The organism is Corynebacterium wankanglinii (assembly GCF_013601005.1).
In the GTDB taxonomy this organism is placed as follows: domain Bacteria; phylum Actinomycetota; class Actinomycetes; order Mycobacteriales; family Mycobacteriaceae; genus Corynebacterium; species Corynebacterium wankanglinii.
In genome coordinates this window covers 113,201-137,496 of sequence record NZ_JABFED010000005.1, presented here as the reverse complement: position 1 = coordinate 137,496, position 24,296 = coordinate 113,201, and the positions used below count along the sequence as shown (strand labels likewise).

23 protein-coding genes are annotated in these 24,296 nt (G+C 66.0%); 13 read left to right on the top strand and 10 right to left on the bottom strand.

Going from position 1 to position 24,296, the window contains the following annotated elements:
- Nucleotides 1-201: 201 nt before the first annotated feature.
- Both HMA55_RS08040 and HMA55_RS08035 read left to right on the top strand, forming a co-directional pair.
- Nucleotides 202-1,554: an AI-2E family transporter gene (locus HMA55_RS08040; RefSeq protein ID WP_181192584.1), complete on the top strand. Its 1,353-nt coding sequence runs from the start codon at nt 202-204 to the stop codon at nt 1,552-1,554.
- A gap of 47 nt (nt 1,555-1,601) precedes the next feature.
- Complete coding sequence (locus HMA55_RS08035) at nt 1,602-2,126, top strand: type 1 glutamine amidotransferase domain-containing protein (RefSeq protein WP_181192529.1); 525 nt, start codon at nt 1,602-1,604, stop codon at nt 2,124-2,126.
- A gap of 290 nt (nt 2,127-2,416) precedes the next feature.
- Here HMA55_RS08035 and HMA55_RS08030 read toward each other — a convergent pair whose 3' ends face one another.
- The 9 genes from HMA55_RS08030 to HMA55_RS07990 are packed head-to-tail and all read right to left on the bottom strand — an operon-like array spanning nt 2,417 to nt 10,075.
- Entirely contained in the window at nt 2,417-3,013 is a 597-nt protein-coding gene (locus HMA55_RS08030; RefSeq protein ID WP_235961863.1) for an endonuclease, read from the bottom strand.
- Nucleotides 2,997-3,563 carry a nucleosidase gene (locus HMA55_RS08025; RefSeq protein ID WP_181192528.1) on the bottom strand — a complete coding sequence of 189 codons (567 nt, stop codon included), beginning with the start codon at nt 3,561-3,563 and terminating at the stop codon, nt 2,997-2,999. Before HMA55_RS08025 ends, HMA55_RS08030 begins: the two co-directional genes overlap by 17 nt.
- A 6-nt stretch (nt 3,564-3,569) precedes the next feature.
- Complete coding sequence (locus tag HMA55_RS08020; RefSeq protein WP_181192527.1) at nt 3,570-4,502, bottom strand: sulfite exporter TauE/SafE family protein; 933 nt, start codon at nt 4,500-4,502, stop codon at nt 3,570-3,572.
- On the bottom strand, nt 4,489-5,154 hold the full coding sequence (locus tag HMA55_RS08015) for a sirohydrochlorin chelatase (protein WP_181192526.1): 666 nt from the start codon (nt 5,152-5,154) through the stop codon (nt 4,489-4,491). The genes HMA55_RS08020 and HMA55_RS08015 overlap by 14 nt, the downstream gene beginning before the upstream one ends.
- 10 nt (nt 5,155-5,164) lie before the next feature.
- The gene (locus HMA55_RS08010) at nt 5,165-6,448 is read right to left on the bottom strand and encodes a sulfate adenylyltransferase subunit 1 (RefSeq protein WP_181192525.1); all 1,284 of its coding nucleotides are present in this window, start codon (nt 6,446-6,448) and stop codon (nt 5,165-5,167) included.
- Nucleotides 6,448-7,362 carry a sulfate adenylyltransferase subunit CysD gene (gene cysD, locus HMA55_RS08005; RefSeq protein WP_181192524.1) on the bottom strand — a complete coding sequence of 305 codons (915 nt, stop codon included), beginning with the start codon at nt 7,360-7,362 and terminating at the stop codon, nt 6,448-6,450. The genes HMA55_RS08010 and cysD overlap by 1 nt, the downstream gene beginning before the upstream one ends.
- A gap of 16 nt (nt 7,363-7,378) precedes the next feature.
- A complete protein-coding gene (locus tag HMA55_RS08000; protein ID WP_181192523.1) occupies nt 7,379-8,158 on the bottom strand; it encodes a phosphoadenylyl-sulfate reductase in 780 nt (259 codons plus the stop codon).
- Nucleotides 8,151-8,414 (bottom strand): hypothetical protein, encoded by a 264-nt coding sequence (locus HMA55_RS07995; protein WP_181192522.1) that lies wholly within the window; start codon nt 8,412-8,414, stop codon nt 8,151-8,153. Before HMA55_RS07995 ends, HMA55_RS08000 begins: the two co-directional genes overlap by 8 nt.
- Nucleotides 8,411-10,075: a nitrite/sulfite reductase gene (locus tag HMA55_RS07990; protein WP_181192521.1), complete on the bottom strand. Its 1,665-nt coding sequence runs from the start codon at nt 10,073-10,075 to the stop codon at nt 8,411-8,413. The genes HMA55_RS07995 and HMA55_RS07990 overlap by 4 nt, the downstream gene beginning before the upstream one ends.
- 259 nt (nt 10,076-10,334) lie before the next feature.
- Here HMA55_RS07990 and HMA55_RS07985 point away from each other — a divergent pair, with 259 nt between their 5' ends.
- The 11 genes from HMA55_RS07985 (at nt 10,335) to HMA55_RS07935 (ending at nt 22,636) form a co-directional block, all read left to right on the top strand.
- Entirely contained in the window at nt 10,335-11,702 is a 1,368-nt protein-coding gene (locus HMA55_RS07985; protein ID WP_181192520.1) for an FAD-dependent oxidoreductase, read from the top strand.
- Between the two features lie 179 nt (nt 11,703-11,881).
- Nucleotides 11,882-13,024 (top strand): sensor histidine kinase, encoded by a 1,143-nt coding sequence (locus HMA55_RS07980; RefSeq protein ID WP_181192519.1) that lies wholly within the window; start codon nt 11,882-11,884, stop codon nt 13,022-13,024.
- The gene (locus HMA55_RS07975; RefSeq protein ID WP_181192518.1) at nt 13,021-13,683 is read left to right on the top strand and encodes a response regulator; all 663 of its coding nucleotides are present in this window, start codon (nt 13,021-13,023) and stop codon (nt 13,681-13,683) included. Before HMA55_RS07980 ends, HMA55_RS07975 begins: the two co-directional genes overlap by 4 nt.
- An 82-nt stretch (nt 13,684-13,765) precedes the next feature.
- Nucleotides 13,766-14,617 (top strand): ATP-binding cassette domain-containing protein, encoded by an 852-nt coding sequence (locus tag HMA55_RS07970; protein ID WP_181192517.1) that lies wholly within the window; start codon nt 13,766-13,768, stop codon nt 14,615-14,617.
- Between the two features lie 17 nt (nt 14,618-14,634).
- A complete protein-coding gene (locus HMA55_RS07965) occupies nt 14,635-15,330 on the top strand; it encodes a hypothetical protein (protein WP_181192516.1) in 696 nt (231 codons plus the stop codon).
- Nucleotides 15,327-16,565, top strand: a complete 1,239-nt coding sequence (locus HMA55_RS11510; RefSeq protein ID WP_181192515.1) for a DUF418 domain-containing protein — start codon at nt 15,327-15,329, stop codon at nt 16,563-16,565. Before HMA55_RS07965 ends, HMA55_RS11510 begins: the two co-directional genes overlap by 4 nt.
- A gap of 104 nt (nt 16,566-16,669) precedes the next feature.
- Nucleotides 16,670-18,388, top strand: a complete 1,719-nt coding sequence (locus HMA55_RS07955) for an ABC transporter ATP-binding protein (RefSeq protein ID WP_257802493.1) — start codon at nt 16,670-16,672, stop codon at nt 18,386-18,388.
- On the top strand, nt 18,385-20,352 hold the full coding sequence (locus tag HMA55_RS07950) for an ABC transporter ATP-binding protein (RefSeq protein ID WP_181192513.1): 1,968 nt from the start codon (nt 18,385-18,387) through the stop codon (nt 20,350-20,352). Before HMA55_RS07955 ends, HMA55_RS07950 begins: the two co-directional genes overlap by 4 nt.
- Before the next feature lie 161 nt (nt 20,353-20,513).
- A complete protein-coding gene (locus tag HMA55_RS07945; RefSeq protein WP_181192512.1) occupies nt 20,514-20,714 on the top strand; it encodes a hypothetical protein in 201 nt (66 codons plus the stop codon).
- Between the two features lie 53 nt (nt 20,715-20,767).
- Entirely contained in the window at nt 20,768-21,373 is a 606-nt protein-coding gene (locus tag HMA55_RS07940; protein ID WP_181192511.1) for a DUF1707 SHOCT-like domain-containing protein, read from the top strand.
- Between the two features lie 21 nt (nt 21,374-21,394).
- On the top strand, nt 21,395-22,636 hold the full coding sequence (locus HMA55_RS07935; RefSeq protein ID WP_181192510.1) for a pyridoxal phosphate-dependent aminotransferase: 1,242 nt from the start codon (nt 21,395-21,397) through the stop codon (nt 22,634-22,636).
- Nucleotides 22,637-22,773: 137 nt separating this feature from the next.
- On the opposite strand, the gene HMA55_RS07930 is transcribed toward HMA55_RS07935, so the two are convergent.
- The gene (locus tag HMA55_RS07930; RefSeq protein WP_181192509.1) at nt 22,774-24,093 is read right to left on the bottom strand and encodes a UDP-glucose dehydrogenase family protein; all 1,320 of its coding nucleotides are present in this window, start codon (nt 24,091-24,093) and stop codon (nt 22,774-22,776) included.
- Between the last annotated feature and the right edge of the window lie 203 nt (nt 24,094-24,296).

Sequence of the window (24,296 nt, the reverse complement as noted above, 5' to 3'; positions counted from 1 at the left end):
AGGCCTTTCATGGGTAGGGAGTTAATTGTGGCCCAGATTACACACTCTCACCCCTGTGGTCTAGAGCAATTTTACTATCGACGCCCCTTCGGACCTCCCCACATAGGCAATTACCTTGACTTCTGCCACAATGACCGGGTGACTGATCAGAACAACAACGAATACGTGGGCGCGCTGGACACCGCGGTGGACGACGTCGAGATGCTGCCCACCCCGGCCGACGCGGCCCAGGAGCTCTCCAACGAGCCGATCGACCGGGGAGACATCATCGCCGCAGACGGCCGCACCGCCGCAGCGTGGGCGCTGCGCTTCATCATCGTCGTCGCCGCCACCGCGATCCTGCTGTACCTGCTCAAGTGGGTCTGGATGGGCCTGCTGCCCATCTTGCTCGCCTTGATCGTGGCCACCGTGCTGTGGCCCCCGGTGCGCTGGATGCGCAACCACAAAGTCCCCGCAGCCCTGGCCGTGTTCATCACGCTCATCGGCTCCTTCGGCATCATCGGGGGCATCATCGCCGCGATGGCTCCGACAGTGAAGACGCAGGGCACCGAGCTGGGGCGTCAGGCGGAGCAGGGCATCAACCAGATCGTCGAGTGGCTGAAGCAGCAGGATTTCACGTTCCTGGAGCCGGAGCGCATCCAGCAAGCCGTTGACCAAGCCACCGCGTTTGCGAAGGGGCAGGCCTCCAACATCGCTTCCGGTGTTTTCTCCGGCATCGGCGTGATCACGTCGGTGGGCACCACGCTGGCTCTGACCCTGGTGCTGCTGTTCTTCTTCCTCAAGGACGGCGACCGGTTCCTGCCGTGGGTGCGCAAGTACACCGGTGTGCGCGCGGGCTGGCACCTCACCGAGGTGTGCATGCGATCCTGGAACACGCTGTCCGGCTTCATCCGCACCCAGGCCATCGTATCCATGGTGGACGCCGTCTTTATCGGCCTCGGCCTGCTCTTCCTGGGCGTGCCGCTGTGGCCGGTGCTGGCCGTGGTCACGTTCTTCGCCGGCTTCATCCCCATCGTCGGTGCTGTGTCCGCCGGCGCCCTGGCCGTGATCATCGCGCTGGTGTCCAACGGGTTCATGAACGCGGTGTTCGTGCTCATCCTCATCATCGCGGTCCAGCAGTTGGAGGGCAACGTGCTCTCTCCGATCCTGCAGTCCCAGGCGATGGGCCTCCACGCCGCGGTGGTGCTGCTCGCGGTGGCGGTGGGCGGCACCCTGTTCGGCATCGTCGGCGCTTTCCTCGCGGTGCCGGTCGCAGCCGTCGCCGCTGTGTGGCTGCGCTACTGGGCGGAGATGGTGTCGCTGCGTTCCGGGGAAATCACCGCAGATGAAATACAGCTGGCCACCCAGCAGACCCAGACCATGGATTCCAAGGAGTCCTTCCTTGCCGTGCGCGACCACATGATGCGCATGGCCAAGCGGGAGAGGCCGAACACCAAGGTTCCGGTGAAAGAGGGGCTGGGCTCCACCCGCGTCCCGTTGAGCGGCGAGGCGGTTCCCACTAAGCCGGACACCGAAGTCCCGGGCCGCACGCGCGCGCTCGAGGGCGAAAAATAAGTGTACAGTCGGGTGCCGTAATTGCTTCTTGACGAAAGGACGTTACCGTGGCCGACCTCAACGGCAAGAACATCGCGATCATCGCCACCGACGGGTTCGAGGATTCGGAGTTGACCTCCCCGAAGGAGGCTGTTGAGTCCGCTGGTGCGACCACCAAGGTCATCTCCACCGAAGGTGGCGAGATCGAGGGGAAGAAGGGCGCGAAGGTAGCCGTCAACGCGAAGACGGCAGAGGCTTCCGCCGACGAGTTTGACGCACTGATCCTCCCCGGCGGCACCGTCAACGCGGACACCATCCGCACCGACGCCGACGCCGTCGCATTAGTCAAGGCGTTCAAGGACGCAGGCAAGCCGATCGGCGTGATCTGCCACGGCGGCTGGATCCTCACCGAGGCCGACCTGCTCAAGGGCGTGAAGCTCACCTCTGTGGCCAATGTGAAGACCGACCTGGTCAACGCGGGCGCCAACTGGGTCGACGAGGAAGTTGTGGTCGACTCCGGCTTCATCTCCTCGCGCACCCCGGATGACCTGCCGGCGTTCAACGCCAAGCTCATCGAGGAGTTTGCGAAGTAGTTCGCCCCTCCCCTGGCGCGCGAGCCCACCACAGCCCGCCGCCCACTGCCCGCTGGCCCTGCGCCGGCGGGTTTTTTCGTGCCTATCACCTCGGAGCGCGGATCTGCTAGTGCCACAACAGCGCAAGCGCCACCTGAAAGCGCGGATGGTATAGCAGCAAGGACGGGCCGCTATACCATCCGCGCCTTACTGACCATGATTTTCATTACCACCTGGAGATACTCTACCGAGGACACCGGACGGTATAGCAGGCCACGCCCTGCTGCTATACCACGCGCGAACCTCAGACGTCAGCCGGTGCCGAGGGCGACCTTGACCAGGTAGGCCGCGAAGGTGGGCAAGTCCACCAGGGCACCCGCGGGGATGTCGGTCGAGCTTGGGGAACCCGGAGCTTCGGAGACCAGCGCGGCAAGCTCCTCCGGGTCTTGGGGCAGGCCGAGCTTGGCGGCACCCTGCAGGGCTTTCTTGTCAAAGACGGGGGCGAGCTCCGGCCACACGCCTTGGGCCTCACGGGCGAACATGGTGGCGCAGGCAGGGCCCACACCGTCGAAGGCCTGCAGGGATTTCGGGGCGGTGTCGCGCAGGGTGCGGAGGTCGGCAGAATGCTCGTCGATAAGCAGCTGCGACATGGCGCGCAACCGGGTGGCGGAAGATTCGTCGTAGCGCGCGTAGCCGGCGGCGCCGAAGATGCGGATGAGCCGCTCACGGGGCGCGGCTAGCAGTGCGGCGGGGGTGGTCAGGCCTGCGTCGAAGAGGCCGCGGGCGGCACCGACGGCCACTGTGGCACGGATGGGTTTGGCCTGCAGCATGCACAGGACCAACAGTTGGTAGAGGGGTTCAGGCTCGTTGCGGAGCCGAATCCCCGCGTCTTCAGCGAAGGTGTTCACGCACAGCCTGCTCGAGCTCGACCCGGGCGCGCTCCAAGGCGGCCTCCCACACCTCGGAGGCGGACTCGTCTGCGGAGTCCGAAACCTGCTTGAGCAGCGTCAGCGGCACGCCGAAGGTCGAGCAGACAGCGGCGAGCGCGTAGCCCTCCATGTCCACAAGCTGGCATTCGCGGGCGAGCTCGTCGCGCAGGTCGGAGCGGTTCACAAACGCGTCACCGGTAGCGAGCTTCGCCTTGGGCAGATCGGTCAGCGGTGCAAAAGAGAACCAGCGCGGGTAGACAAAGTCCGTGAGATCGGAGGTCCCGCCGACCTTGAAGTCGTGCTTGACGGCATCGGAGACCTCGTAAACGCCGGGCTCCAAGTCCACCAGCGCGCCAGCGGTGCCGACGTTGATCACCCGCTCCGGCAGCGGGCCATCCGACAGGCGGCGGGTCAGGGAGATCGCGGCCGGCAAAGTGCCAATGCCGGTGATCAGCACCTCGTGGTCTCCGCCGGACATGATGTTCGCGGCCTCTTCTTTCATGGCCGCGACGATGAGCAGTTCTGACATGTTTGCCTATGTTAGGCGCGCAGGCTGCGGCTCCACCACCGTGACGCCCTCGCGCTCTGAGGCGGCCCGCGAGTTTTCCCGCGCCTTACGCACGCCGCGAACCGACAGCGCTCCGCCGATAACGAGGATCGCGATGCGGACGAAGACGAGCCCGTCGGTCACACCGGCGAACTTCAGCACCACCGGCAGGTTGAGGAAGACGATGAGGGTGCCCACCACCCCGCCGAGTGCAATGGGGTTCATGCGGTTGACCACCCACGCGGCGATTGGGGCCGCAATGACACCGCCGGCCAGCAGCGCCAGGACCGCGGCGAGATTAGCCACGAGGTCCTCCCACATGCCGATGGCGAAGCCGAGGGTTGCGGCGAGGGTAACCAAAAACTCGGCGGTGTTGACGGTGCCGACGATGCGGCGCGGTTCAGCACGGCCCGCGGACATCAGGGTGGAGGTGGTCACAGGGCCCCACCCGCCACCGCCGGTAGCGTCAACGAAGCCTCCGAATAGGCCAAGGCCGGCGAGGAAGCCGCGGGAGTGCGGCTTCGCATCCAACTTGCGCTGCGTCAATCCCCTGGCGAAGCGGAGCACGAGGTTCAGCCCGATCAGCGCGAGGATGAGCGACATAATCGGCTTCGCCGCCTCTGTAGACAGCCTCACCAGGATCGTCGAACCAGCGAAGGCACCGATGGCGCCGGGGATGCCAATGGAAAAGGCGGTTCGCCAATCTACGTTGCCGAAGCGGGTGTGGGCGATGCCGGAGGCGAGTGTGGTGCCCAACTCGGCGGTGTGCACCACTGCGGATGCTGCCGCCGGAGTGAGCCCGGCGAGCATGATCAGCATGGTCGTGGACGTCACGCCGAAGCCCATGCCCAGCCCGCCGTCGACGAGTTGCGCGGCAAGGCCTGCCAGTGCGATCAGCACCAGCGTCTCAAGCTTGTACATGAGCTTTCTCTTTCTGGAGGTAACGGTGTGCCACCACGCCTGCGAGCGCGGTGGTCAGCGGTTCGGATGCGGTGCACCCTTTCGGGAGTGCGCGGTACGCCGAGTCGAGAAGCGTGCCGTGCGTGACAAACAGCGGCAGGAGGTGGAATGGGGCCAGTTCCTGGAGCGCGTCGGTGCCGCCGCGTGTTGCGGCGACCACGGCCGTCGGGCGAGCAGTGTGCTTCTCGACGGCCCTTGCCAGCGCCTCGTACCTTTTCGCCTGCTCCTCGTTGGAGGTGCCTACCGGGTAGAGCACCACCCGGCTGGCGTCTGCGGGGACGCGGCTGGCCAGCACGTCCGCTATGTCCTCGCCGGTGCCGAGTGGTTCGGCGAGGACCACTCGCATGTGTTCGCCGGCCAGCCGCACGGCCTCCGGCACGTCAACTTTGGCGTGAAACGCTCGGGTGAACAGGAGCGGTACCACGACCGCTTCGCGGTGCCCGGCGCGCGCGAGTTCCCGGGCGGCGTCGGCGAGGGTGGGGGTGTCGAACTCGAGGTGGGCGTCCGCCCACTCCACGCCGAGCTGAGAGGCGGCGGCCTCGGTGAGCGCGCGGATGCCTTCCTTGGCGCGCGGGTGGCGCGAGCCGTGGGAGAGGGTGATCAGCGCGGTCATGATTGATCCCCTACCGCAACCTGGTTCCGACCAGGCCGGCGGCGAGCGTGTTGCCGGAGGACTGGTCCACGAGCAGGAAGTTGCCCACCGCGCCGCGGGCGGCGTAAGGCTCCACCGGCAGCTCGTCGGCGGTCTGGATGGTCACGTGCGCGATCTCGTTGAGCGCCACCGCCTCCGGGGCGGTGTTGTCGCCGGCCGCGCCGTCGATGTCGAGCACCCGGTCGACGCTGGCCACCCGCGCCCGCACGAACGCGGTGCCGATGCGCAGCTTCACCGCCTGGCCCGCGCGCAGCTCTTTCTCGGTCAGCCCCACCACGGTGGCGTGGAACTCCCGTGTGCCTTCCGGCCGGGTGTTCGAGGCCAGAAGGTCGCCGCGGGTGAGGTCGATCTCGTCGGCCAGGCGCAGGGCGATCGAGTCGCCGGCGTGAGCGGTGTCCACCGGGCCGTCGGAGGTGTCGATGCCGGCCACGGTGGTGGTACGGCCGTGAGGCGCGAGGATCTCGTCACCCACCGAGATGGATCCCGCATTCACGCGGCCCGCGTAGGCGCGGTAGTCGGAAGAGTGCTCGCGCAGTACGTACTGGATGTGGAAGCGGAAGTCCAGGTCGTCCGCTCGGCCGTGGTTGACCGGAATGGTCTCCAAAAGCTCAAGGACGGTTTGGCCGGTGTACCAGGGGGTCTCGGCACTGTGCTCGGCGACGTTGTCTCCCTTGAGCGCGGAGATCGGCACCACGTGCGGGTCCTCGATGTCCAGCTCGGAGGCCTTCGCGTCGAAGGCGGCCTTGATCTCGTTGAAGGTCTCCTCCGAGTAGCCCACCAAGTCGATCTTGTTTACCGCCAGGATCACGGTGCGCACGCCCAGCAGCTTGGCCACGGTGAGGTGGCGGATGGTCTGCTCGACCACGCCGTTGCGCGCGTCCACCAGCAGCACGACCACCTGGGAGGTGGACATGCCGGTCACCGTGTTGCGGGTGTACTGCACGTGGCCCGGGGTGTCGGCGAGGATGAATGTGCGCTTGTCGGTGGCGAAGTAGCGGTAGGCCACGTCGATGGTGATGCCCTGCTCGCGTTCGGCCCGGAGGCCGTCGACAAGCAAGGAAAGGTCCAGGCCCTCGAAGCCCCTATCGGCGCTGGTGCGCTCCACGGACGCGAGCTGGTCCGCGAGCACGGACTTCGTGTCGTGCAGCAGGCGTCCCACGAAGGTGGACTTGCCGTCGTCGACGGAGCCGGCGGTGCACAGGCGCAGGGTCTCGCGGTCGGCGATAGCGGCCGTTGCTGTGGTGGGAGCAGTCATCAGAAGTAGCCTTCCTTCTTGCGGTCTTCCATGGCGGATTCGCTCAGGCGGTCATCGGCGCGGGTGGCGCCGCGCTCGGTGAGGGTGGAGTTGGCGATCTCTACGAGCACCTCGTCGATCGTGGCGGCGTTCGAGTCGACGGCGCCGGTGCAGGACATGTCGCCCACGGTGCGGTAGCGCACGCGGCGGGTTTCCAGCTCCTCGCCCTCGCGCGGGCCGCCCCACTCGCCGGGTGTGAGCCACATGCCGTCGCGGCCGAACACCTCGCGGTCGTGGGCGAAGTAGATCGACGGCAGCGCAATCCCGCGCGCGCCGATGTACTCCCAGACGTCTGCTTCTGTCCAGTTGGAGATGGGGAACACGCGCACGTTTTCGCCGGGAAGGGTCGCGCCGTTGTACAGGTCCCACAGCTCCGGGCGCTGGCGGCGCGGGTCCCAGCCACCGAAGGAGTCGCGCACGGAGAACACTCGCTCCTTCGCACGCGCACGCTCCTCGTCGCGGCGCGCACCGCCGAGCACTGCGTTGTAGCCCACCTCGGCGATGGTTTCCACCAGCGGCACGGTCTGCAGCGGGTTGCGGGTGCCGTCGGGGCGCTCCTGCAGGTCGCCGCGGTCAATCCAGTCCTGCACGTGCGCCACGCGCAGGCGCAGCCCGTGCTTTTCCACGATCTCGTCGCGGAACTGGATCACCTCGGGGAAGTTGTGCCCGGTGTCCACGTGCAAAAGCTCTATCGGCATGGCGGCTGGGTGGAAGGCGCGGCGCGCAAGCTCCAGCACCACGCACGAATCCTTGCCGCCGGAGAACAGCAGGCCGATTTTGTCGAACTGCCCTGCCACCTCGCGGATGATGTGGATGGACTCGTTTTCCAAGTCCTTCAGGTGCGGCGACAGCTCAGGTGTCGTTGCCTCAGTCATTGTCCTTACTCTCCTTTTATTCGTGCAGGCCGCACTCGGTCTTGGATGCGAACGCCCAACGCCCGGCGCGCGGGTCCTGCCCCTCGGCCACGGGCAAGGTGCAGGTGGCGCAGCCGATGGAGGGGTACCCCTGGCGGGTCAGCGGGTGGATGATCAAGTTGTGGCGCTCTTCAAACGCCTCCGTGTCCTCCAGCGACCACGTCACCAGCGGGGAGATCTTCAACCGGCCGGTGTTGTCCAGGCTCAGCGCTGAAGCCTCGGCGCGGGTGGGGCCGTCGGCGCGGCGCAGGCCGGTGATCCAGCCGGCGTACGGGCTCATGTGCAACGCCAGCGGTTCCACCTTGCGCATGCGGCAGCAGGCGCTCGGGGCGCGCAGGTACAGGTTCGGCCCGTACACCTCGTCCTGCTCCGGGCGGGTGAGCTGCGCTTTGGCGCGCACGAGCCGGTGCGAGGGATATCGCTGCTCCACTTGGTCCGCCACCTCGAGCGTCTCCGGGAAGTGGTACTCGGTGTCCAGGAACAAAAAGTCCGCGTCCGGCAGGTGGCGCGATGCCAGCTCCGCCAGCACGGTGTTTTCCATGGACAGCGTCACCACCAGCTTGCCGGGCGCGTACTCGTGGGCCCAGTTCAGGATGTCGGCGGCCGAGGCGTCGTAAAGCTTGTCCGCCCACTCCTCTACTAAGGAAGCGTTACGCTTTGCGACGTCCTCCGGCAGCGCCTCCGTTTCCTTCGGGCCATCCGGGCTGATCTCGGGGTCGCGGAAGTTGCCGCCCGGCTGGTTGAGCAGGTTAATCATGGGTTGGGTCCTTCACTACTGCGGTGTGTCCGTGTCGGGCAAGGGAGGCCTGCAGCGCCTCCTCCGTCGAGGGCGCCGGCGCGTGCGGGGTGTCCGGGTCGTCCTGGCCGTGGTACTTCACTTCGAAGATGCGCAGGCACTCCCCGCACTTCCAGGCAAAATCCGTCTCCTCGTTCGGCCAGAGCTCCTCGCCGCCACAGTACGGGCAGAACGAGGGGAAGTTTCGGTTCGGATTCGGCGCTCGGCGAAAGCTCATCGCAGGTCGTCCTCGTCCGCTCGGGCGACCCACTGACGGAATGTCTCGCCATCCTCGCGCTTGTCCACGTAGTGCTGCACCACGCGCGTGACGTAATCCGTCAGCTCGGTGGAGAGCACCTTGTGGCCACGCAGCTTGCGGCCGAAGTTCGCGCCTTCGCCGATGGTGCCGCCCAGGTGTACCTGGAAGCCCTCGACCTTCTCGCCGTCCTCGTTCGCCACCATCTGGCCCTTGAAGCCGATGTCGGAGACCTGGTGGCGGGCGCAGGCGTTCGGGCAGCCGTTCAGCGAGATCGTGATCGGGGAGTCCAGGTCGCCGAAGCGTTCCTCCAGCTCATCTGCAAGCTCGATGGCGCGGGACTTGGTGGTCACGTGCGCCAGCTTGCAGTACTCCAGGCCGGTGCAGCTGAGCAGGCCGCGGCGGAACTCGGAAGGGTTGGAGTACAGGCCCATCTCTTCCAGGTCCGCCTGCAGCTTCTCGACGTCCTCCGGTTCCACCCCCAACAGCAGCAGCTCCTTGAACGGGGTGAAGCGCAGGTCGGTCACACCGTAGCGCTCCGCTAGGTCCGCCAGCGCGATGAGCTGCTCGCCGGACATGTGGCCCAGCGTGGGCTTCACACCGATGTAGCGCTTGCCGTCCTTCTGCTCGTGCACGCCGATGTGGTCGCGGTCGACCAGGTTGTTGGGGGCCTTCGGGCCGTCGGGGAGCTTGTAGCCCAGGTAGTCGTCTTCCAGCACCTGGCGGAACTTCTCCACACCCCACTCGGCTACCAGGAACTTCAGGCGCGCACGGTTGCGCAGGCGGCGGTAGCCGTAGTCGCGGAAGATGCGCACGACGTTCGCCCACACGTCCGGCACCTGCTCGAGGGTGACGAACGCGCCGAGGGACTGCGCGAGCATCGGGTTGGTGGACAGCCCGCCGCCGACGTAGCACTCGAAGCCGGGTCCGAGTTCGGGGTGCTCCACGCCGATGAAGGCGAGGTCGTTGATCTCGTGCACCACGTCCTGGCGGGCGTTGCCCGAAATCGCGGTCTTGAACTTGCGCGGCAGGTTCTGGAACTCATCGTCGGTAACGATCTGCTGAATCTTGCGGATCGCAGGCGTGGCGTCGATGATCTCGTCCTTGGCAATGCCGGCAACCGGGGAGCCCAGGATCACGCGCGGGACGTCGCCGCAGGCGTCCCAGGTGTTCAGACCGTTGGCTTCCAACTTTTCCCAGATCGCCGGCACGTCCTCGATGCGCACCCAGTGGAACTGGATGTTCTGGCGGTCGGTGAGATCCACGGTGGAACGCGCGTAGTCGCGCGAGAGCTCGCCCACCGCGCGGGCCTGGGCGGTAGAGCAGATGCCGCCGTCGAAGCGGACCCGCATCATGAAGTACTTGTCTTCTAGGACGGCGTTGTCCTCGCCGGTGAACTCGCCACCCAGGTTCTGCTTGCGCTGGGTGTACAGGCCGAGCCACTTAAAGCGCGGGTAGAGGTCCTCGCGGTCGATGGAATCAAAGCCCTGCTTGGAGTACGTGTCGATCACGCGCTGCTTGACTTCCAGGACCGGAGATTCCTGCTTAATTTCTTCGTCGTGGTTGAGCGGAGCTGTGCCGTCGATAAGCCACTGCCCCTCCGGCTTCTTGGCGCGGGGCCGAGCTTTCGTGGGTGCGCTCATTGCCTCTCCCTCACATAGACAGATCGGTTCATATCCGGGACTTCCGAATGTGTTGGGAGCTAAGTGTGCCGGACAAGTCTGTCTAAAACAACCGAGTGCGGGAAAGTGCCGGTTAAAGCATTGAATGTAATCTTTTCCGGTGTCTATCGACGCAAGATGAGAGCGCGCGAATGAAAATCTCCGTAAGTTTAAGACCGCTCTGTCTATGCGCTATAGTGTCGTGCAATAACGAACCCATCCGCGAAAGGACCTTTGTCTTATGAGCCTGCGCGTCGCCGTAGTTGGTGCCGGTCCGGCCGGCATCTACGCCTCCGACCTGCTAATCCGCAACGAGGAACACGACATCCACGTGGACCTGTTCGAGCAGATGCCCGCCCCGTTCGGCCTCATCCGGTACGGCGTGGCCCCCGACCACCCGCGCATCAAGGGCATCGTGAAATCCCTGCACAACGTGCTGGACAAGGACAAGCTGCGCCTGATTGCAAACGTCACCGTCGGCCGGGACGTCACTATCGACGACCTCCGGGACTACTACGACGCCGTCGTCCTCTCCACCGGTGCCGTGCGCGACCGGGAACTGCTGATCCCGGGCGGGGACAAGTCCATCGGCGCCGGCGAGTTCGTCGGCTTCTACGACGGCAACCCGCGGTTCGAGCGCAACTGGAACCTCGAAGCCAAGGAAGTCGCAGTTGTCGGTGTGGGCAACGTGGCCCTGGACGTCTCCCGCATCCTGGCCAAGACCGGCGACGAACTGGCCGTCACCGAGATTCCGGACAACGTCTACGAATCCCTGAAGAACAACAAGGCCGAGACGGTGCACATGTTCGGCCGCCGCGGCCCCGCCCAGGCGAAATTCACGCCCAAGGAGCTGCGCGAGCTTGACGGCTCCGACACCATCCAGGTACTGGTGGACCCGGAAGACATCGACTACGACGAGCTGTCCGAGCAGGTCCGCCGCTCTGATAAGTCCGTCGACCTGAACTGCCAGGTGCTGGAGCAGTACGCCATGCGCGAGCCGGACGACTCGCCGCACAAGATCTACATCCACTTCTTCGAGGAGCCTGTGGAGGTGCTCACCGAGGGCGACGCGATCGTGGGTATCCGCACCGAGCGCCAGGAGCTGGACGGCAACGGCGGTATCAAAGGCACCGGTAAGTTCACCGACTGGCCGGTCCAGCAGGTCTACCACGCCGTGGGCTACCGCTCCGAGCCGGTGGAGGGCGTGCCCTTCGACCTCCAGCGACACGTGATCCCCAACGACGGCGGCCACGTGCTCGTCACCGCCGAGGAAGGCGCCGGCGTCGAGGACAAGCTCTACGTCACCGGCTGGATCAAACGTGGCCCGATCGGCCTGATCGGCAACACCAAGTCCGACGCCAAGGAGACCACCGACATGCTCATCGCCGATGCAGCTGCTGGCCTTCTCGCAGCCCCGTCGCACACCGGCGCGGACGACATCTTCGACCTTCTCCGCGAGCGCGGCGTGGATTACGCCACCTGGGAAGGCTGGTACAAGCTGGACGAGGCCGAGCGCGCACTCGGCGCCGCCGACCCGAACTTCCCGCGCGAGCGCAAGAAGATCGTGGAGTGGGACGAGATGCTCGGCCACTCCCGCGCAGGCCAGTAGGGCCCCGCGGCGGGAGCGCCACATCAACCGAATCGGCACGTCTTCGCGACGTGTCGATTTTTGTTGCGGAACCGACCGCGACGGGAGTGGGTGTCTGACCGCCGCTGGGCCACCGGGGAGGACCTATCCTGGTTCGCATGCAATGGCCAGCGGTTCTTTGCGGAAAAAGGGGCAGACGCTTGAAGCCGACTTGGCGGCGGGCGACGGTGCTCGTGCTCATCGCAATCCTGACTGCGCTTTCCGTGTTCGACTGGGTCACGGTGCAGTCCCCGTACGGTTCGGCCGGCACCACAGTCGGCGCCACGCTCATCGCCGTGTGCGGCGCCTGCTGCGCGGTGCACGACGTCCGCCCCGTCACAGCCGTCGCCGGGATCGCCGCGTGCGCCAGCTTCGCGCTGTGCCTCAATGCGCTAAGCGTCCCCCTCTACTGGGAGCCAGCGCTCGCCTTCGGCGCGGTCGTCACGACCTCCCGGGTGCCCCGGCGCGACCGCACCTGGCTGACCGTCTGGCTCCTCGCGATACCCACCGTCGCGCTGTTCACCCACGGCATGTTCACGTCGGACTGGCCGGGCAGTCAGTCGGCGGGGCATGCCGCCGCCGTCGCGGCCCGCGCGGTGGCTCTGTCATGGGTCGTCCTCGGCTTCTTTCTCCTTCTCGGTGCTCAGCTTCGCAACCGGCGGGAAAAGATCTCCGAGCTGGAGCAGCAGATCGAATTCGCTCACGTCCGCGAGCGCACCCAGATCGCGCGAGAAATGCACGACATCGTCGCCCACACGCTCGCCGGCATCACCGCATTGGCGGACGGCGCGCGATACGCATCCAAACACAACCCGGAGGTGGCCCGGGACGCCCTTGAAACAATCAGCGCCGAATCACGTACCGCGCTGTCGCAGATGCGCGGGCTGCTCAGCGTGTTACGCGACGACGACGCCGCAGCACCCACCGGCACTGCCCCGGGCCAACGTGACTTCACCGCTCTGTTCAACGAAGCCCGCGCCCGTGGCCTCGACTTAAGCGTCGTGGGCTTCGACGAGCTCCCAGAGGATGTGTCGCCACTCACGCTCTTCACCCTCTACCGTGTCTGTCAGGAGGCCATCACAAACATGCTGCGACACGCGCCCGCACCGGAAGGTGCGCTCACCTTTTCCGCCGACGCGAAGTCGGTGCGTGTGGAGGCGGTCAACGCTGCGCCGAAAAGCAAGCACGGCCCCGACGGTTTCGGGCTCGTGGGCATCCGCGAGCGCGTCGCGGCGCACGGCGGGCGCGTGAATGTGACCGACGACCGCGGCGAGTTCGTCCTGACCGCGGAGGTGCCGCGATGATCAGCGTCGCGCTTGTGGACGACCAGCCGCTCGTGCGCGCCGGCTTCTCCATGCTCGTCACCTCCCAGGACGACATGGACGTGGTCTGGCAGGCGGGCGACGGCGCGGGGGTGGCCGGGCAGCCGGCGGCGGACATCGTGCTCATGGACATCCAGATGCCCGGCACAGACGGCATCGAGGCCTGCCGCGCGTTACTCGCCGAGCACCCCGACACCCGCGTGATCATGCTGACAACCTTTGACGAGCGCGACCTCGTCCTCGGCGCGCTCGACGCCGGGGCCTCCGGGTTCCTGCTCAAAGACGCAGACCCTGACGAGCTGCTCGACGCGCTGCGCACCGTCCACGGTGGCGACGCGGTACTCGCGCCGAAGGTGACGCGCCACGTCATCGGCGCCGCGCAAGCCCCCGAGCAGCGGGAGGCGGCACGCAACGAGGCGATGCTCGAGCGCCTCACCCCGCGCGAGGTGGAGGTCCTTCGCTTGGTGGCGCTCGGCTACTCAAACGAGGAGATCGCCGAGGCCAAGACACTCTCCCCCTCGACGGTGAAGACGCACGTGCACCGCATTCTGTTCAAGACCGAGTCCCGCGACCGCGTCCACGCCGTCCTCTTCGCGTTCCGCGCGGGCCTGGTGGGCACCGGCGAGTTGCTGGGCCACTAGCCGCGTACACCCCAGGGTGTACGCGCCGATTTACACCCGCGGGCGGACGATTTCACCCGCGCCACGCGCGATGGTGGGAACCATGATCGAAGTTCGCAACCTGACCAAACGGTATTCAAGCTCCACCGCCGTAAACGCGCTATCGTTCACCGCGCCGGACGGTGCCGTCACCGGTTTCTTGGGCCCGAACGGCTCCGGCAAGTCCACGACCATGCGCATGATCGTCGGGCTAGAAACCCCAAACGAGGGCGAGGCGCTTATCGACGGCTCCGCTTTCCGATCCCTCGACCAACCCGCACGCGTCGTCGGGGCGCTGCTTACCCCGGAATGGATCGCCCCGCACATGACTGGGCGCGGCCACTTGAAGATGGTCGCCGACTACGCCGGCGTGCCGGAGTCCCGCGCCGACGAAGCGCTCGAGGCGTTCGGGCTCGCGGAGGCGGCAAAACGGGAAGTGAAAAACTACTCCCTCGGCATGCGCCAGCGCCTCGGCGCGGCCAGTGCGCTGATCGCGGACCCATCCAACGTCATCCTGGACGAGCCGGTCAACGGCCTCGACCCGCAGGGCGTGGCCTGGATGCGGGGACGCATCCGCGAGATGGCCGCCGAGGGCCGTGCGGTAGTCGTCTCTTCGCACCTGATGAGCGAGATGCAGCTCACTGCGGACCGCCTTGTGGTGATCAACCGCGGCCGCCTCGCCGGCGAGGGCCCGCTCGAGGACTTCCTGGGCTCCAACCGGGTTGAGGCGACCTGCAGCGACCCGGCGCGGCTGGCCGAGGCCGTCGGCGGCCAGGTCATTGGCGACTCCGTTGTCGTCGACGATGCCACCGCCCGAGACGTCGGCGAGGCCGCCCAGCGCTCCGGGGTGACGGTTTACTCCCTCCAGGAATCCCGCCGCAGCCTCGAAGAAGTGTTCCTGGAATCGACGAAATAGGACGTAGGAGGTTTTCCATGCATACGTTGAAAGCAACCCTGCGAGAGGTCTTCTCCCGCCCCGCGACGCGCATCTTGCTCGCGTTCGTCGCGGTCGCCCTCATTCTCGGTCCCATAACCGTAGCGATGCTTCTCGGCCCCAACGGAACAAACGTCGCAGACCCCGCGATGCTGCTCATCCCCGCCAGCTTGATGCTCCCCGTGGCGCTCGCCGCAGGCGCCTTCCCCGCCGGCGGCGCACACTCGCGCGGCACGATCGGCTACGCCTACCTCGCGTCGAACCACCGCGGCTGGGAGCTTGCCTGCCGCGTTGGCGTCGCAGCTCTCGCCTGCACACTGACGGCGTTTGCTGCCTCGGCGATAGGGCTCGGCGGCGCGCACGCGTTCGTCGACAGCGTCGCGCTGGGCGGTGCCGACAGCGCGGATGCGGTGCGCTACCAGGCAGAGCTGTGGATCGCCTACCCACTGCTTGCGGCCCTGACAGCCGTGCTGCTCGGCTCGGGCACCGCGTCCTTCTTCGTCTGGGTCGTCGAGTTGCTCATCGTGGAGACTGCCCTCAGTGCGATCAACCAGCCGTGGGCCGCGGTCCTGGAGAAGCTCCTGCCGGGCGGCGCTGCCGGGAACGGTACGGCCGGGGTAGCTACCCTCGCGGTGTGGGTCGTGGCCCTCGCCGCCGCCGCGTATGCGGCCGTTCAGCGGAGGGCAGTGAAGTGACCGCAACAGAGACCACAACACACACCGGTGAGCGCACCGCGGCCCACCAGCGGTTCGTGGCCCCCGACCTCGCCCGCGGGTTCGCTCTCGTCGGCATCGCGATGGCCAACATGGTCACTGACTGGGACCCTGTCGAGGGCGCCGACCACGCGGCGGGCCTCGGCGGCTACAACGGCGACGGCACCGTGTTGGAGAAGCTGCTCGTCTTCTTCGAGACGCTCTTCGTGCACGTGCGCGGTTTGCCCATGTTTGCCACCCTGCTCGGTGTTGGCGTCGGCATGATCTTTGCCAGCCTCGAGCGGCGCGGCTACCCGCTGCGCGCCCGGCGCATGGTGCTCGCGCGCCGCTATGGGTTCCTGTTCCTGTTCGGCCTAGTGCACAAGACGCTGTTTTTCACCAACGACATCATGACCGCGTACGGCATCGCGGCGCTTATCCTGTGCCTGTTCATCGGGTGGAGCGACCGAGCACTCTACACGCTCGCAGGTGCAGCGTTCGCCCTGAACGCGGTACTTCGTGCCCCTGGTGTATTCGCCGCGTTTTCGTCGGCAGCGGAACCGATAAGCGGCAGCCCCGCGCGCATCGTTGACCTCGGCGAGCGCATAGCCGTCGGCCTGGCCAACTTCTGGGTGTACCCGGCAATTGGCGTAATCGAGATGCTCGCTTTCTTCCCGCTTGTCGTGGTCGGGTTTATCTGGGGCCGGCGCGGCGTCTTTGGCGACGTAAACGGCAACTCCCGGATGCTCCGCGGGTGGGCGATTCTTGCGGCCATAGTCATGGCGGCCATCGGCATCCCGTGGGGCTACGGGGAAATCGGCGCGCTCGGACCCGGGTGGGCTACAGGGCTCACTGCCGCCAACGGGCTTGTCGGCATGCTGACCGGCCCCGGTATCCTCGCCGCAATCACCCTCGCGTGCCGGCCGTTGCAATCGCGTATCAACGCCTCCGGCACTCTCCCACACCTAGCCCGACCCCTCGTGGCGCTGGGGAAACGTTCCATGAGCGGCTACCTTGCGCAAACGATTCTCTTCACCCTGACAACCCAGCCCGCGTTCTGGTGGGTAACTCGCGACGCGACGATCTCCGGCAAACTCGGCTGGGCGCTGATTACGTGGCTGGCCACGGTGGCTGGTGCGTGGGCGCTTGAGAGGGCCGGCAAGCCGGGGCCGTTCGAATGGCTGCACCGTCGCCTGTCGTACGGCAAAAACGGCCTGCCCGAGCACTACCACGGCTAGGCGCCCAGAGCAGACGCGCCCGGACGGCACCGTGCCCACGCTCGAGCCGTGCGCCATGCGACAGAAGTCTAGGATTGCCCGGGCAACGAGAAGAAGGGGCATACGTGGATCTCATCCGACTCACCGCGCGCTTCGGCAAACCCTACGCCGGCCAATTCGCATTGGTCATCGCGTTACAGCTGGTCACTACCCTGGCCACGCTGTATCTGCCGGACTTGAACGCGGACATCATCAACAACGGCGTCGCGCAAGCGGACGTGCCGTACATCTGGCGCGTGGGCCGCACGATGCTGCTGGTAGCGCTGGTCCAGATCGTGGCGGCCATCGGCGCGGTGTGGTTCGCCTCCCAGGTGGCCATGAAGACCGGCCGGGACATCAGGGCCGCCGTCTACGACCGGGTATCGGGCTTCACCAGCGAGGACATGGCCCGCTTCGGCACCGCCACCCTGGTCACCCGCGGCACAAACGACGTCCAGCAGGTGCAAATGACGTTCCTGCTGTTCATGAACTTCATGGTCGCCGCACCCATCATGGCTATCGGCGGCATCATCATGGCCCTGCGCCAGGATGCGGGGATGTCCTGGCTCGTTGTCACGGCGGTGGTCGTGCTCGCCGTCGTGGTGGGCGTCATCGCGGCGATTCTCATGCCGCTGTTCAAGCAGATGCAGAAGCGGCTGGATGCAATCAACGGCCTGCTGCGCGAGCAGATCGCCGGCATCCGGGTGGTCCGCGCGTTCGCCCGCGAGGACTACGAGGCCGAGCGGTTCACAGACGCGAACCAGCAGATCACCAGGCTCAGCCTGAACATCGGCCGCGTGTTCGTGACCATGTTCCCGGTGATCATGCTCATCCTCAACCTCGCCACCGCGGCCGTGCTGTGGTTCGGCGGCCACCGCGTGGACGACGGCCTGGTGGAGGTCGGCTCGCTCACCGCGTTCATGCAGTACCTGATGCAGATTCTCATGGCGGTGATGATGGGCGTGTTCATGCTCATGATGCTGCCGCGCGCGCTTGTTTGCGCGGACCGCATCGAGGAGGTGCTCGCGGAGGAGCCGGCGGCGGAGGGGACCGAAGGGGCGTCGATAGGCAAGGGCATAGGCAGGGGCGTTGTGCGTTTCGACGGCGTCTCCTACACCTACCCCGGCGCGGAGCAGCCGGTGCTGGAAGACATCACGTTTGAGGCGCGGCCGGGCACGACGACAGCGATCATCGGCTCCACCGGCAGCGGCAAGACGACGCTCGTGGGGCTGTTGCCCAGGCTCTACTCCCCGACGGCGGGTAGCGTGCGTATCGACGACCATCCGGTCTCCCGCATGCGGCGCGAGGACTTGGTCAAGGCCGTCGCGATGGTGCCGCAGAAGCCGTGGCTGTTTTCCGGCACAGTGGCCTCGAACCTGCGCATGGGCAGCCCGGATGCCACGGATGAAGAACTTTGGGCGGCACTGCACACCGCGCAGGCTGGCTTTGTCGAGGACCTGGGGATGCCAATCGCGCAGGGCGGCACCAACGTCTCCGGCGGCCAGCGCCAGCGTCTGTGCATCGCGCGCATGCTGGTGGCGGACCCGAAGGTGTACGTCTTCGACGACTCGTTCAGCGCGCTCGACGCCACAACGGAGGCGAACCTCAACGCCGCGATGCGCGACACGGCGCGCGAGCGCACCGTAATTGTGGTGGCGCAAAAGGTGTCCTCTATCCGGAACGCGGATCAGATTTTGGTGATGGAGGCCGGGCGCATCGTCGCTCGCGGCACCCACAAGGAACTGTTGCAAACGAGCGACACTTACCGAGCAATCGAGCGCAGCCAGGCGGAGGTGGACGCATGAGCGAGAAGCATGCGACAGAGTTGAGCGAAGAGCAGCTCGCCGAGTACGAGCAGAAGATGGCGGGAGACGACTACTCCAGCAGCGCTCCCCGCAAGGCGAAGCAGTTCTGGCCCTCCGCCAAGCGGCTGCTGGGGCTCCTCGCCCCGTACAAGGTGGCGCTGACTGCGGTGTTCCTTATGAACGCGGTGTCGGTATTTTTAGCGGTCTACGCCCCGCGCGTGATGGGCCGGGCCATGGACGTAATCTTCTCCGGCGTCGTGTCCAAGCAGATGCCCCCGGGCACCACCAAAGAGCAGGCGGTCGAGGGGCTGCGCGCGGCGGGCCAGGACCGGTTTGCGGACATGGCCGGCGCGATGGACCTCAACCCGGGACGCGGCATCGACTTCGACCGCCTGCGCGAGCTGATTGTGTTGGTGCTGGTGCTCTACGTGGCGGCGTCGCTACTCATGTGGGCCCAGGGCGCGATATTGAACCGGCTGGTCATGAACGCCGTGTTCAACCTGCGCGAGCGCGTGGAGGCGAAGATCAACCGTCTGCCGCTGAGCTACTTCGACACCCGCCAGCGCGGCGACGTGATGAGCCGCACCACCAACGACGTGGACAACGTGCAGCAGGCGCTGCAGCAGTCTTTGTCGTCGCTGTTCAACGCTGTGCTCACGGTGATCGGCATCATCATCATGATGTTCGCCATCTCTTGGCAGCTCGCGTTAGTCGCACTACTGGCCATCCCGCTGACCGGGTTGGTGATGGGCCTGGTGGGCACGCGCTCCCAGAAGCAGTTCACCACCCAATGGAAGGCCACGGGAGACGTCAACGGGCACGTGGAGGAGTCCTTCTCCGGCCACGACGTCGCCGTCATCTTTGGGCGCACGGAGCAGCTGCAAGAGCAGTTCGACGAACGCAACGAGGAGCTCGCCGGCGCTGCGCAGAAAGCCCAGTTCTTGGCCAACTCGATGCACCCGATCATGCAATTCATTTCCTACCTTTCCTACGTGGCCATCGCGGTACTCGGCGGGGTGAAAGTGGCCTCAGGCAAGCTCACGCTCGGCGACGCCACCGCGTTTATCCAGTACTCGCGCCAGTTCAACCAACCGTTGGGTGAGATCGCCGGGATGATGCAGATGCTCCAGTCCGGCGTCGCCTCCGCCGAGCGCGTCTTCGAGCTTCTCGACGCGGAAGAGGAACACGCCGATACGGCCCAAACGCGTCTCGCCAGCCGCGTGGACGGGCGCGTGGACTTCAAGGACGTGTCCTTTGATTACGGGACGGAGCGCAGCGACGCTCCCCCCTTGATTCAGGACCTCAACCTGCGCGTCGAGCCGGGTCAGACCGCGGCCATCGTCGGCCCCACCGGCGCTGGCAAGACCACGTTGGTCAACCTGCTCATGCGCTTTTATGACGTGGATTCCGGCTCGATCACCCTGGACGGCACGGACATCCGGGACCTCTCCCGCGAAGCGCTGCGTGGCCAGATTGGCATGGTGCTGCAAGACGCGGTGCTGTTCAAGGGCACGATCATGGAGAACATCCGCTACGGCCGCCTCGACGCAACCGACGAGGAGGTCATTGAGGCCGCGAAGGCCACCTTCGTGGACCGCTTCGTGCGTTCGCTTCCCGACGGCTACGAAACGCAGGTCGACCAAGATGGGGGCTCCGTCTCCGCCGGTGAGCGGCAACTGATCACGATCGCACGCGCGTTTTTGTCCCAGCCGGCGCTGCTGATCCTGGACGAGGCGACATCGTCGGTGGATACCCGCACCGAGGTGCTCGTACAGCAGGCGATGAACGCGCTGCGGTCCAACCGCACCTCCTTTGTCATCGCCCACCGGCTATCCACCATCCGCGACGCGGACGTGATCGTGGTGATGGATAACGGGCGGATTGTGGAGCAGGGGTCGCACGCGGAGCTCGTCGCCAAGCGAGGCGCGTACTGGCGGCTGCACGAGTCCCAGTTTGCCGGTTAACTGACAGAGCTTGTCACCACCTACCTGGACAAAGTCGAAGCCGTGTTGCCACGCGTGTACTTCTACCAACTGCCGGAAGACGAGTACGCCAATGCGAAGCAGCGCTACGAAAACCGCGAAACCGGCGCCGACGAGCGCTGGCAGTAAGTAGGATCAGCCACATGACTACGGAAAACGAAGGCCTGTACACCAACATCGAAACCGACAAGACGGGCGCCACCGGTGCTGGCGCCACTGGCGCGACCAACCCGAACCAGGACATGGACACCCTGCCCGTGGGTGAGGGCGTGCGCACCGTCGAAGAAGCCGAGAGCCACGAGGATAACTCCCGCTGGAACGACGGCAACCTGCCGCGCAGCTAGCCCCTCCCCGCGCCCCGACCACGCTTTCTCGCCGGGGCGTTAATATTGGCGGGGTGAGCACCCCATACGGCAATTTCAGGATCGGCGACCAAGAGCGCATGGACGCCATGGACACCCTCGGACGCGCGCTCGGCGAAGGCCGGCTCGACATGGCGGAGTTCGACCAGCGCTGCAGCAAGGTGGCAGAGGCCCAGACGCATGCAGACCTCGAGCCGATCCTGGCGGATCTGCCGCCGGTGCCGGCCGGAGGTGCCGTCGCTAAGCAAGAAGTGCCCGCAGGCGACATCTTCTACAGCGGGCGCGAGATCATGCAAGCGCGGCGCTCGGGCAGGCGCATGCGCGCAGGCGTGTTCTGGCTGGGCACCGTGGGTGCGATGGGTCTGACTGTGGCGAACCCGGTATTCCTGCTGCTCATCCCCACCCTGTTCATCCTGCTGTACGTGATGAAGGTGGGCCCGGACTCCTGGTACACGCCAACGCTGAGGCAGCTGGAGCAGCAGCGCCGCCAGGACATCAAGATGCGGCAGCTGGAGATCGAGTCCGCGAAGACGCACCAGCAGGCGCTCATGCGCTCGCAACGCAAGGACCAAATCAACCAACTGACCACCGACGCGCTCGACGCGGCGCAAAATACGATAAACCGTTTCCGCAAACCCTAAACAGGCCTACAGTGGTGTGGCATGAGCGAGCCACTGAAGGAGCACCGCCATTTCGACCAGGCGGACAAGTTAAAGAACGTCTTCTACGACATCCGCGGGCCGGTGACGGCCACCGCGGAGAAGATGGAGCGCGACGGCCACACGATTTTGAAGCTGAACACCGGCAACCCCGCCATCTTCGGTTTCGAGGCGCCGGACGTGATCATGCGCGACATGATCGCCAACCTGCCCACCTCCCAGGGCTACACCACGTCCAAGGGCATCACGTCCGCCCGCCGCGCCGTGGTGACCCGCTACGAGATGATCGACGATTTCCCGCCGGTGGACATCGACGACGTCTACCTGGGCAACGGCGTGTCCGAGCTGATCAGCATGACCACGCAGGCGCTGCTCAACGACGGCGACGAGATCCTCATCCCCGCCCCCGACTACCCGCTGTGGACTGCGGCGTCCACGCTGGCCGGCGGCAAGGTCGTGCACTACCTGTGCGACGAGGAAGACGGTTGGAACCCGTCGTTGGAAGACATCCGGGAGAAGGTCACCGACCGCACCAAGGCCATCGTGGTGATCAACCCGAACAACCCCACCGGTGCGGTGTACTCGCGCGAGGTGCTCGAGGGCATCGCCGACATCGCCCGCGAGCACGAGCTCATGGTGCTCTCCGACGAGATCTACGATCGCGTGCTTTACGGCGGCGCTTCGCACATCTCCATGGCCGAAGTCGCCCCCGACCTGGTGTGCATCACCTTCAACGGCCTGTCCAAGGCGTACCGCGTGTGCGGCTACCGCGCTGGCTGGATGGTGGTCACCGGCCCGAAGCGCCGCGCTGCCGGTTTCATCGAGGGGCTGGATCTGCTGTCCGGCACCCGCCTGTGCGCCAACGTGCCCGGCCAGCACGCCATCCAGGTTGCGCTCGGCGGGCGCCAGTCGATCTACCAGCTCACCGCCGAAGGCGGGCGCCTTCACAAGCAGCGCGACGTGGCAGTTCGGAAGCTGCGCGAAATCCCGGGCATCTCCGTGGTGGAACCCAAGGGCGCGCTGTACTGCTTCCCCAAGATCGACGCGGAGATGTACAACATCCACGACGACGAGAAGTTCATGCTGGACTTGCTCAAATCCGAGAAGATCCTGATGGTCCAGGGCACCGGCTTCAACTACCCCACCCCGGACCACTTCCGCGTGGTCACCCTGCCGTGGGCGTCCCAGCTGGAAAACGCGATCGAGCGGTTGGGCAACTTCCTGTCGGATTACCACCAGCACTAGGGGCCTGCGGAGCGGGGGCGTTGAGCGCTCATCTTCGTGCTACCCCAGATCGTCTAGTAGACCATCCGGCTCCGCTATACCATCCGCAGCTGGCCACGGGCGGCGCGTGGGCGCCACCACTCGGCGTATTGAAATTTCTACAAGCTGCGACCAAGGGCGCGCAGCTGCCAACCGGCGTTTTGCCAGTCGGTGACGGGGAGGACGTTTCGGCCGTCGATAAGCAATTGCCTATCGACGAGCCCTGCCGCCCACACCGGATCCATTTCCTTGAACTCCTGCCACTCGGTGGCGAGGATGACCAGCTCCGCCCCGCGCAGGGCGTCCTCGAGGCTTACGGCGTAGTCCAGGGTGGGAAAGACCTTGCGGGCGTTGCCCATGCCCTGCGGGTCGTAGACGCGCACGCTTGCTCCGGCGAGCGAGAGCTGGCCGGCCACAGCCAAGGCTGGCGAGTCGCGCACATCGTCCGAGTTCGGCTTGAACGCAGCACCCAACACCGTGACGTTGCAGCCGATCAGGGATCCGAGCTCCTCGCGCGCCAGATCGATCACCCGCTGGCGGCGACGCATGTTGATGGCATCGACCTCCCTCAAAAACGTCAGCGCCTGATCCGCGCCGACCTCGCCGGCGCGCGCCATGAACGCCCGGATGTCCTTGGGCAGGCACCCGCCGCCGAAGCCCAGGCCCGCGCCTAAGAACTTCCGGCCGATGCGGTCGTCGTAGCCGATGGCGTCCGCCAGCTGGGTCACGTCCGCTCCGACGATCTCGCACACCTCGGAAACGGCGTTGATAAAGGAGATCTTCGTGGCGAGGAAAGCGTTCGCGGAGACTTTCACCAGCTCCGCGGTTTGCAAATCAGTCACGATGAACGGGGTGTCGTTGGCCAGCGGGGTGGCGTAGACCTCGCGGGCAATGGCCTCGGCCGTGGTGTTGTCGGCGCGGTGACCCAAGACAATGCGGTCCGGCTCGATGGTGTCTTTCACCGCGTAGCCTTCGCGGAGGAACTCCGGGTTCCACGCGATTTCGACCGTTGTGCCCGGCTTGGCCAGGTTGTCGGCGCGCTCCTGCAGCGCGGCGGCGGTACCGACCGGGACGGTGGACTTGCCCAAAATCAGGTGCTCGCCCTCGAGCTGGGGCACCAGGTCGTCGATGACGGCCTCGACGTAGCGGGTGTCCGCCGCGTAGGACCCGCGCTGCTGCGGGGTGCCCACACCAATAAAGTGCACGTTTGCGAAGGCGGCGGCTTGGGCGTAGTCCGTCGTAAAGCTTAGGCGGCCTGCGTCGATGTTGCGCTCGAGCACCTCGGGCAAGCCCGGCTCGTAGAACGGCACCTTCGAGTTCTTCAGCGCCTCGATCTTATTTTCGTCAACGTCTACGCCCAGCACCTCGTGGCCGAGCTCAGCCATGCACGCCGCGTGCGTCGCGCCGAGGTAACCGGTACCAATCACAGTCATCCGCATAACAGGCCATTATGCCGTGGACGGGTTGGGCCGGCAGGGTAAGTGAGGAGCTCACGCGTAAGGCGGTATAGCAGGCAGGGGTTGCCTACTATACCGCCTGCGACGACATGCCGTGTTTGCCCAGGTGATAATGGGGCTTATTACCAATAGCGGCGAGGTGGTATAGCAACACACCCCCGCTGCTATACCACCCGTGCGGGAGC

Coding starts and splice junctions, on each gene's coding strand:
- HMA55_RS08040 (WP_181192584.1), top strand. CDS start 202: ATGCTGCCCACCCCGGCCGACGCGGCCCAGGAGCTCTCCAACGAGCCG.
- HMA55_RS08025 (WP_181192528.1), bottom strand. CDS start 3,563: ATGTCAGAACTGCTCATCGTCGCGGCCATGAAAGAAGAGGCCGCGAAC.
- HMA55_RS08020 (WP_181192527.1), bottom strand. CDS start 4,502: ATGTACAAGCTTGAGACGCTGGTGCTGATCGCACTGGCAGGCCTTGCC.
- HMA55_RS08015 (WP_181192526.1), bottom strand. CDS start 5,154: ATGACCGCGCTGATCACCCTCTCCCACGGCTCGCGCCACCCGCGCGCC.
- HMA55_RS08010 (WP_181192525.1), bottom strand. CDS start 6,448: ATGACTGCTCCCACCACAGCAACGGCCGCTATCGCCGACCGCGAGACC.
- cysD (WP_181192524.1), bottom strand. CDS start 7,362: ATGACTGAGGCAACGACACCTGAGCTGTCGCCGCACCTGAAGGACTTG.
- HMA55_RS08000 (WP_181192523.1), bottom strand. CDS start 8,158: ATGATTAACCTGCTCAACCAGCCGGGCGGCAACTTCCGCGACCCCGAG.
- HMA55_RS07995 (WP_181192522.1), bottom strand. CDS start 8,414: ATGAGCTTTCGCCGAGCGCCGAATCCGAACCGAAACTTCCCCTCGTTC.
- HMA55_RS07990 (WP_181192521.1), bottom strand. CDS start 10,075: ATGAGCGCACCCACGAAAGCTCGGCCCCGCGCCAAGAAGCCGGAGGGG.
- HMA55_RS07985 (WP_181192520.1), top strand. CDS start 10,335: ATGAGCCTGCGCGTCGCCGTAGTTGGTGCCGGTCCGGCCGGCATCTAC.
- HMA55_RS07975 (WP_181192518.1), top strand. CDS start 13,021: ATGATCAGCGTCGCGCTTGTGGACGACCAGCCGCTCGTGCGCGCCGGC.
- HMA55_RS07970 (WP_181192517.1), top strand. CDS start 13,766: ATGATCGAAGTTCGCAACCTGACCAAACGGTATTCAAGCTCCACCGCC.
- HMA55_RS07965 (WP_181192516.1), top strand. CDS start 14,635: ATGCATACGTTGAAAGCAACCCTGCGAGAGGTCTTCTCCCGCCCCGCG.
- HMA55_RS07950 (WP_181192513.1), top strand. CDS start 18,385: ATGAGCGAGAAGCATGCGACAGAGTTGAGCGAAGAGCAGCTCGCCGAG.
- HMA55_RS07945 (WP_181192512.1), top strand. CDS start 20,514: ATGACTACGGAAAACGAAGGCCTGTACACCAACATCGAAACCGACAAG.
- HMA55_RS07935 (WP_181192510.1), top strand. CDS start 21,395: ATGAGCGAGCCACTGAAGGAGCACCGCCATTTCGACCAGGCGGACAAG.
- HMA55_RS07930 (WP_181192509.1), bottom strand. CDS start 24,093: ATGCGGATGACTGTGATTGGTACCGGTTACCTCGGCGCGACGCACGCG.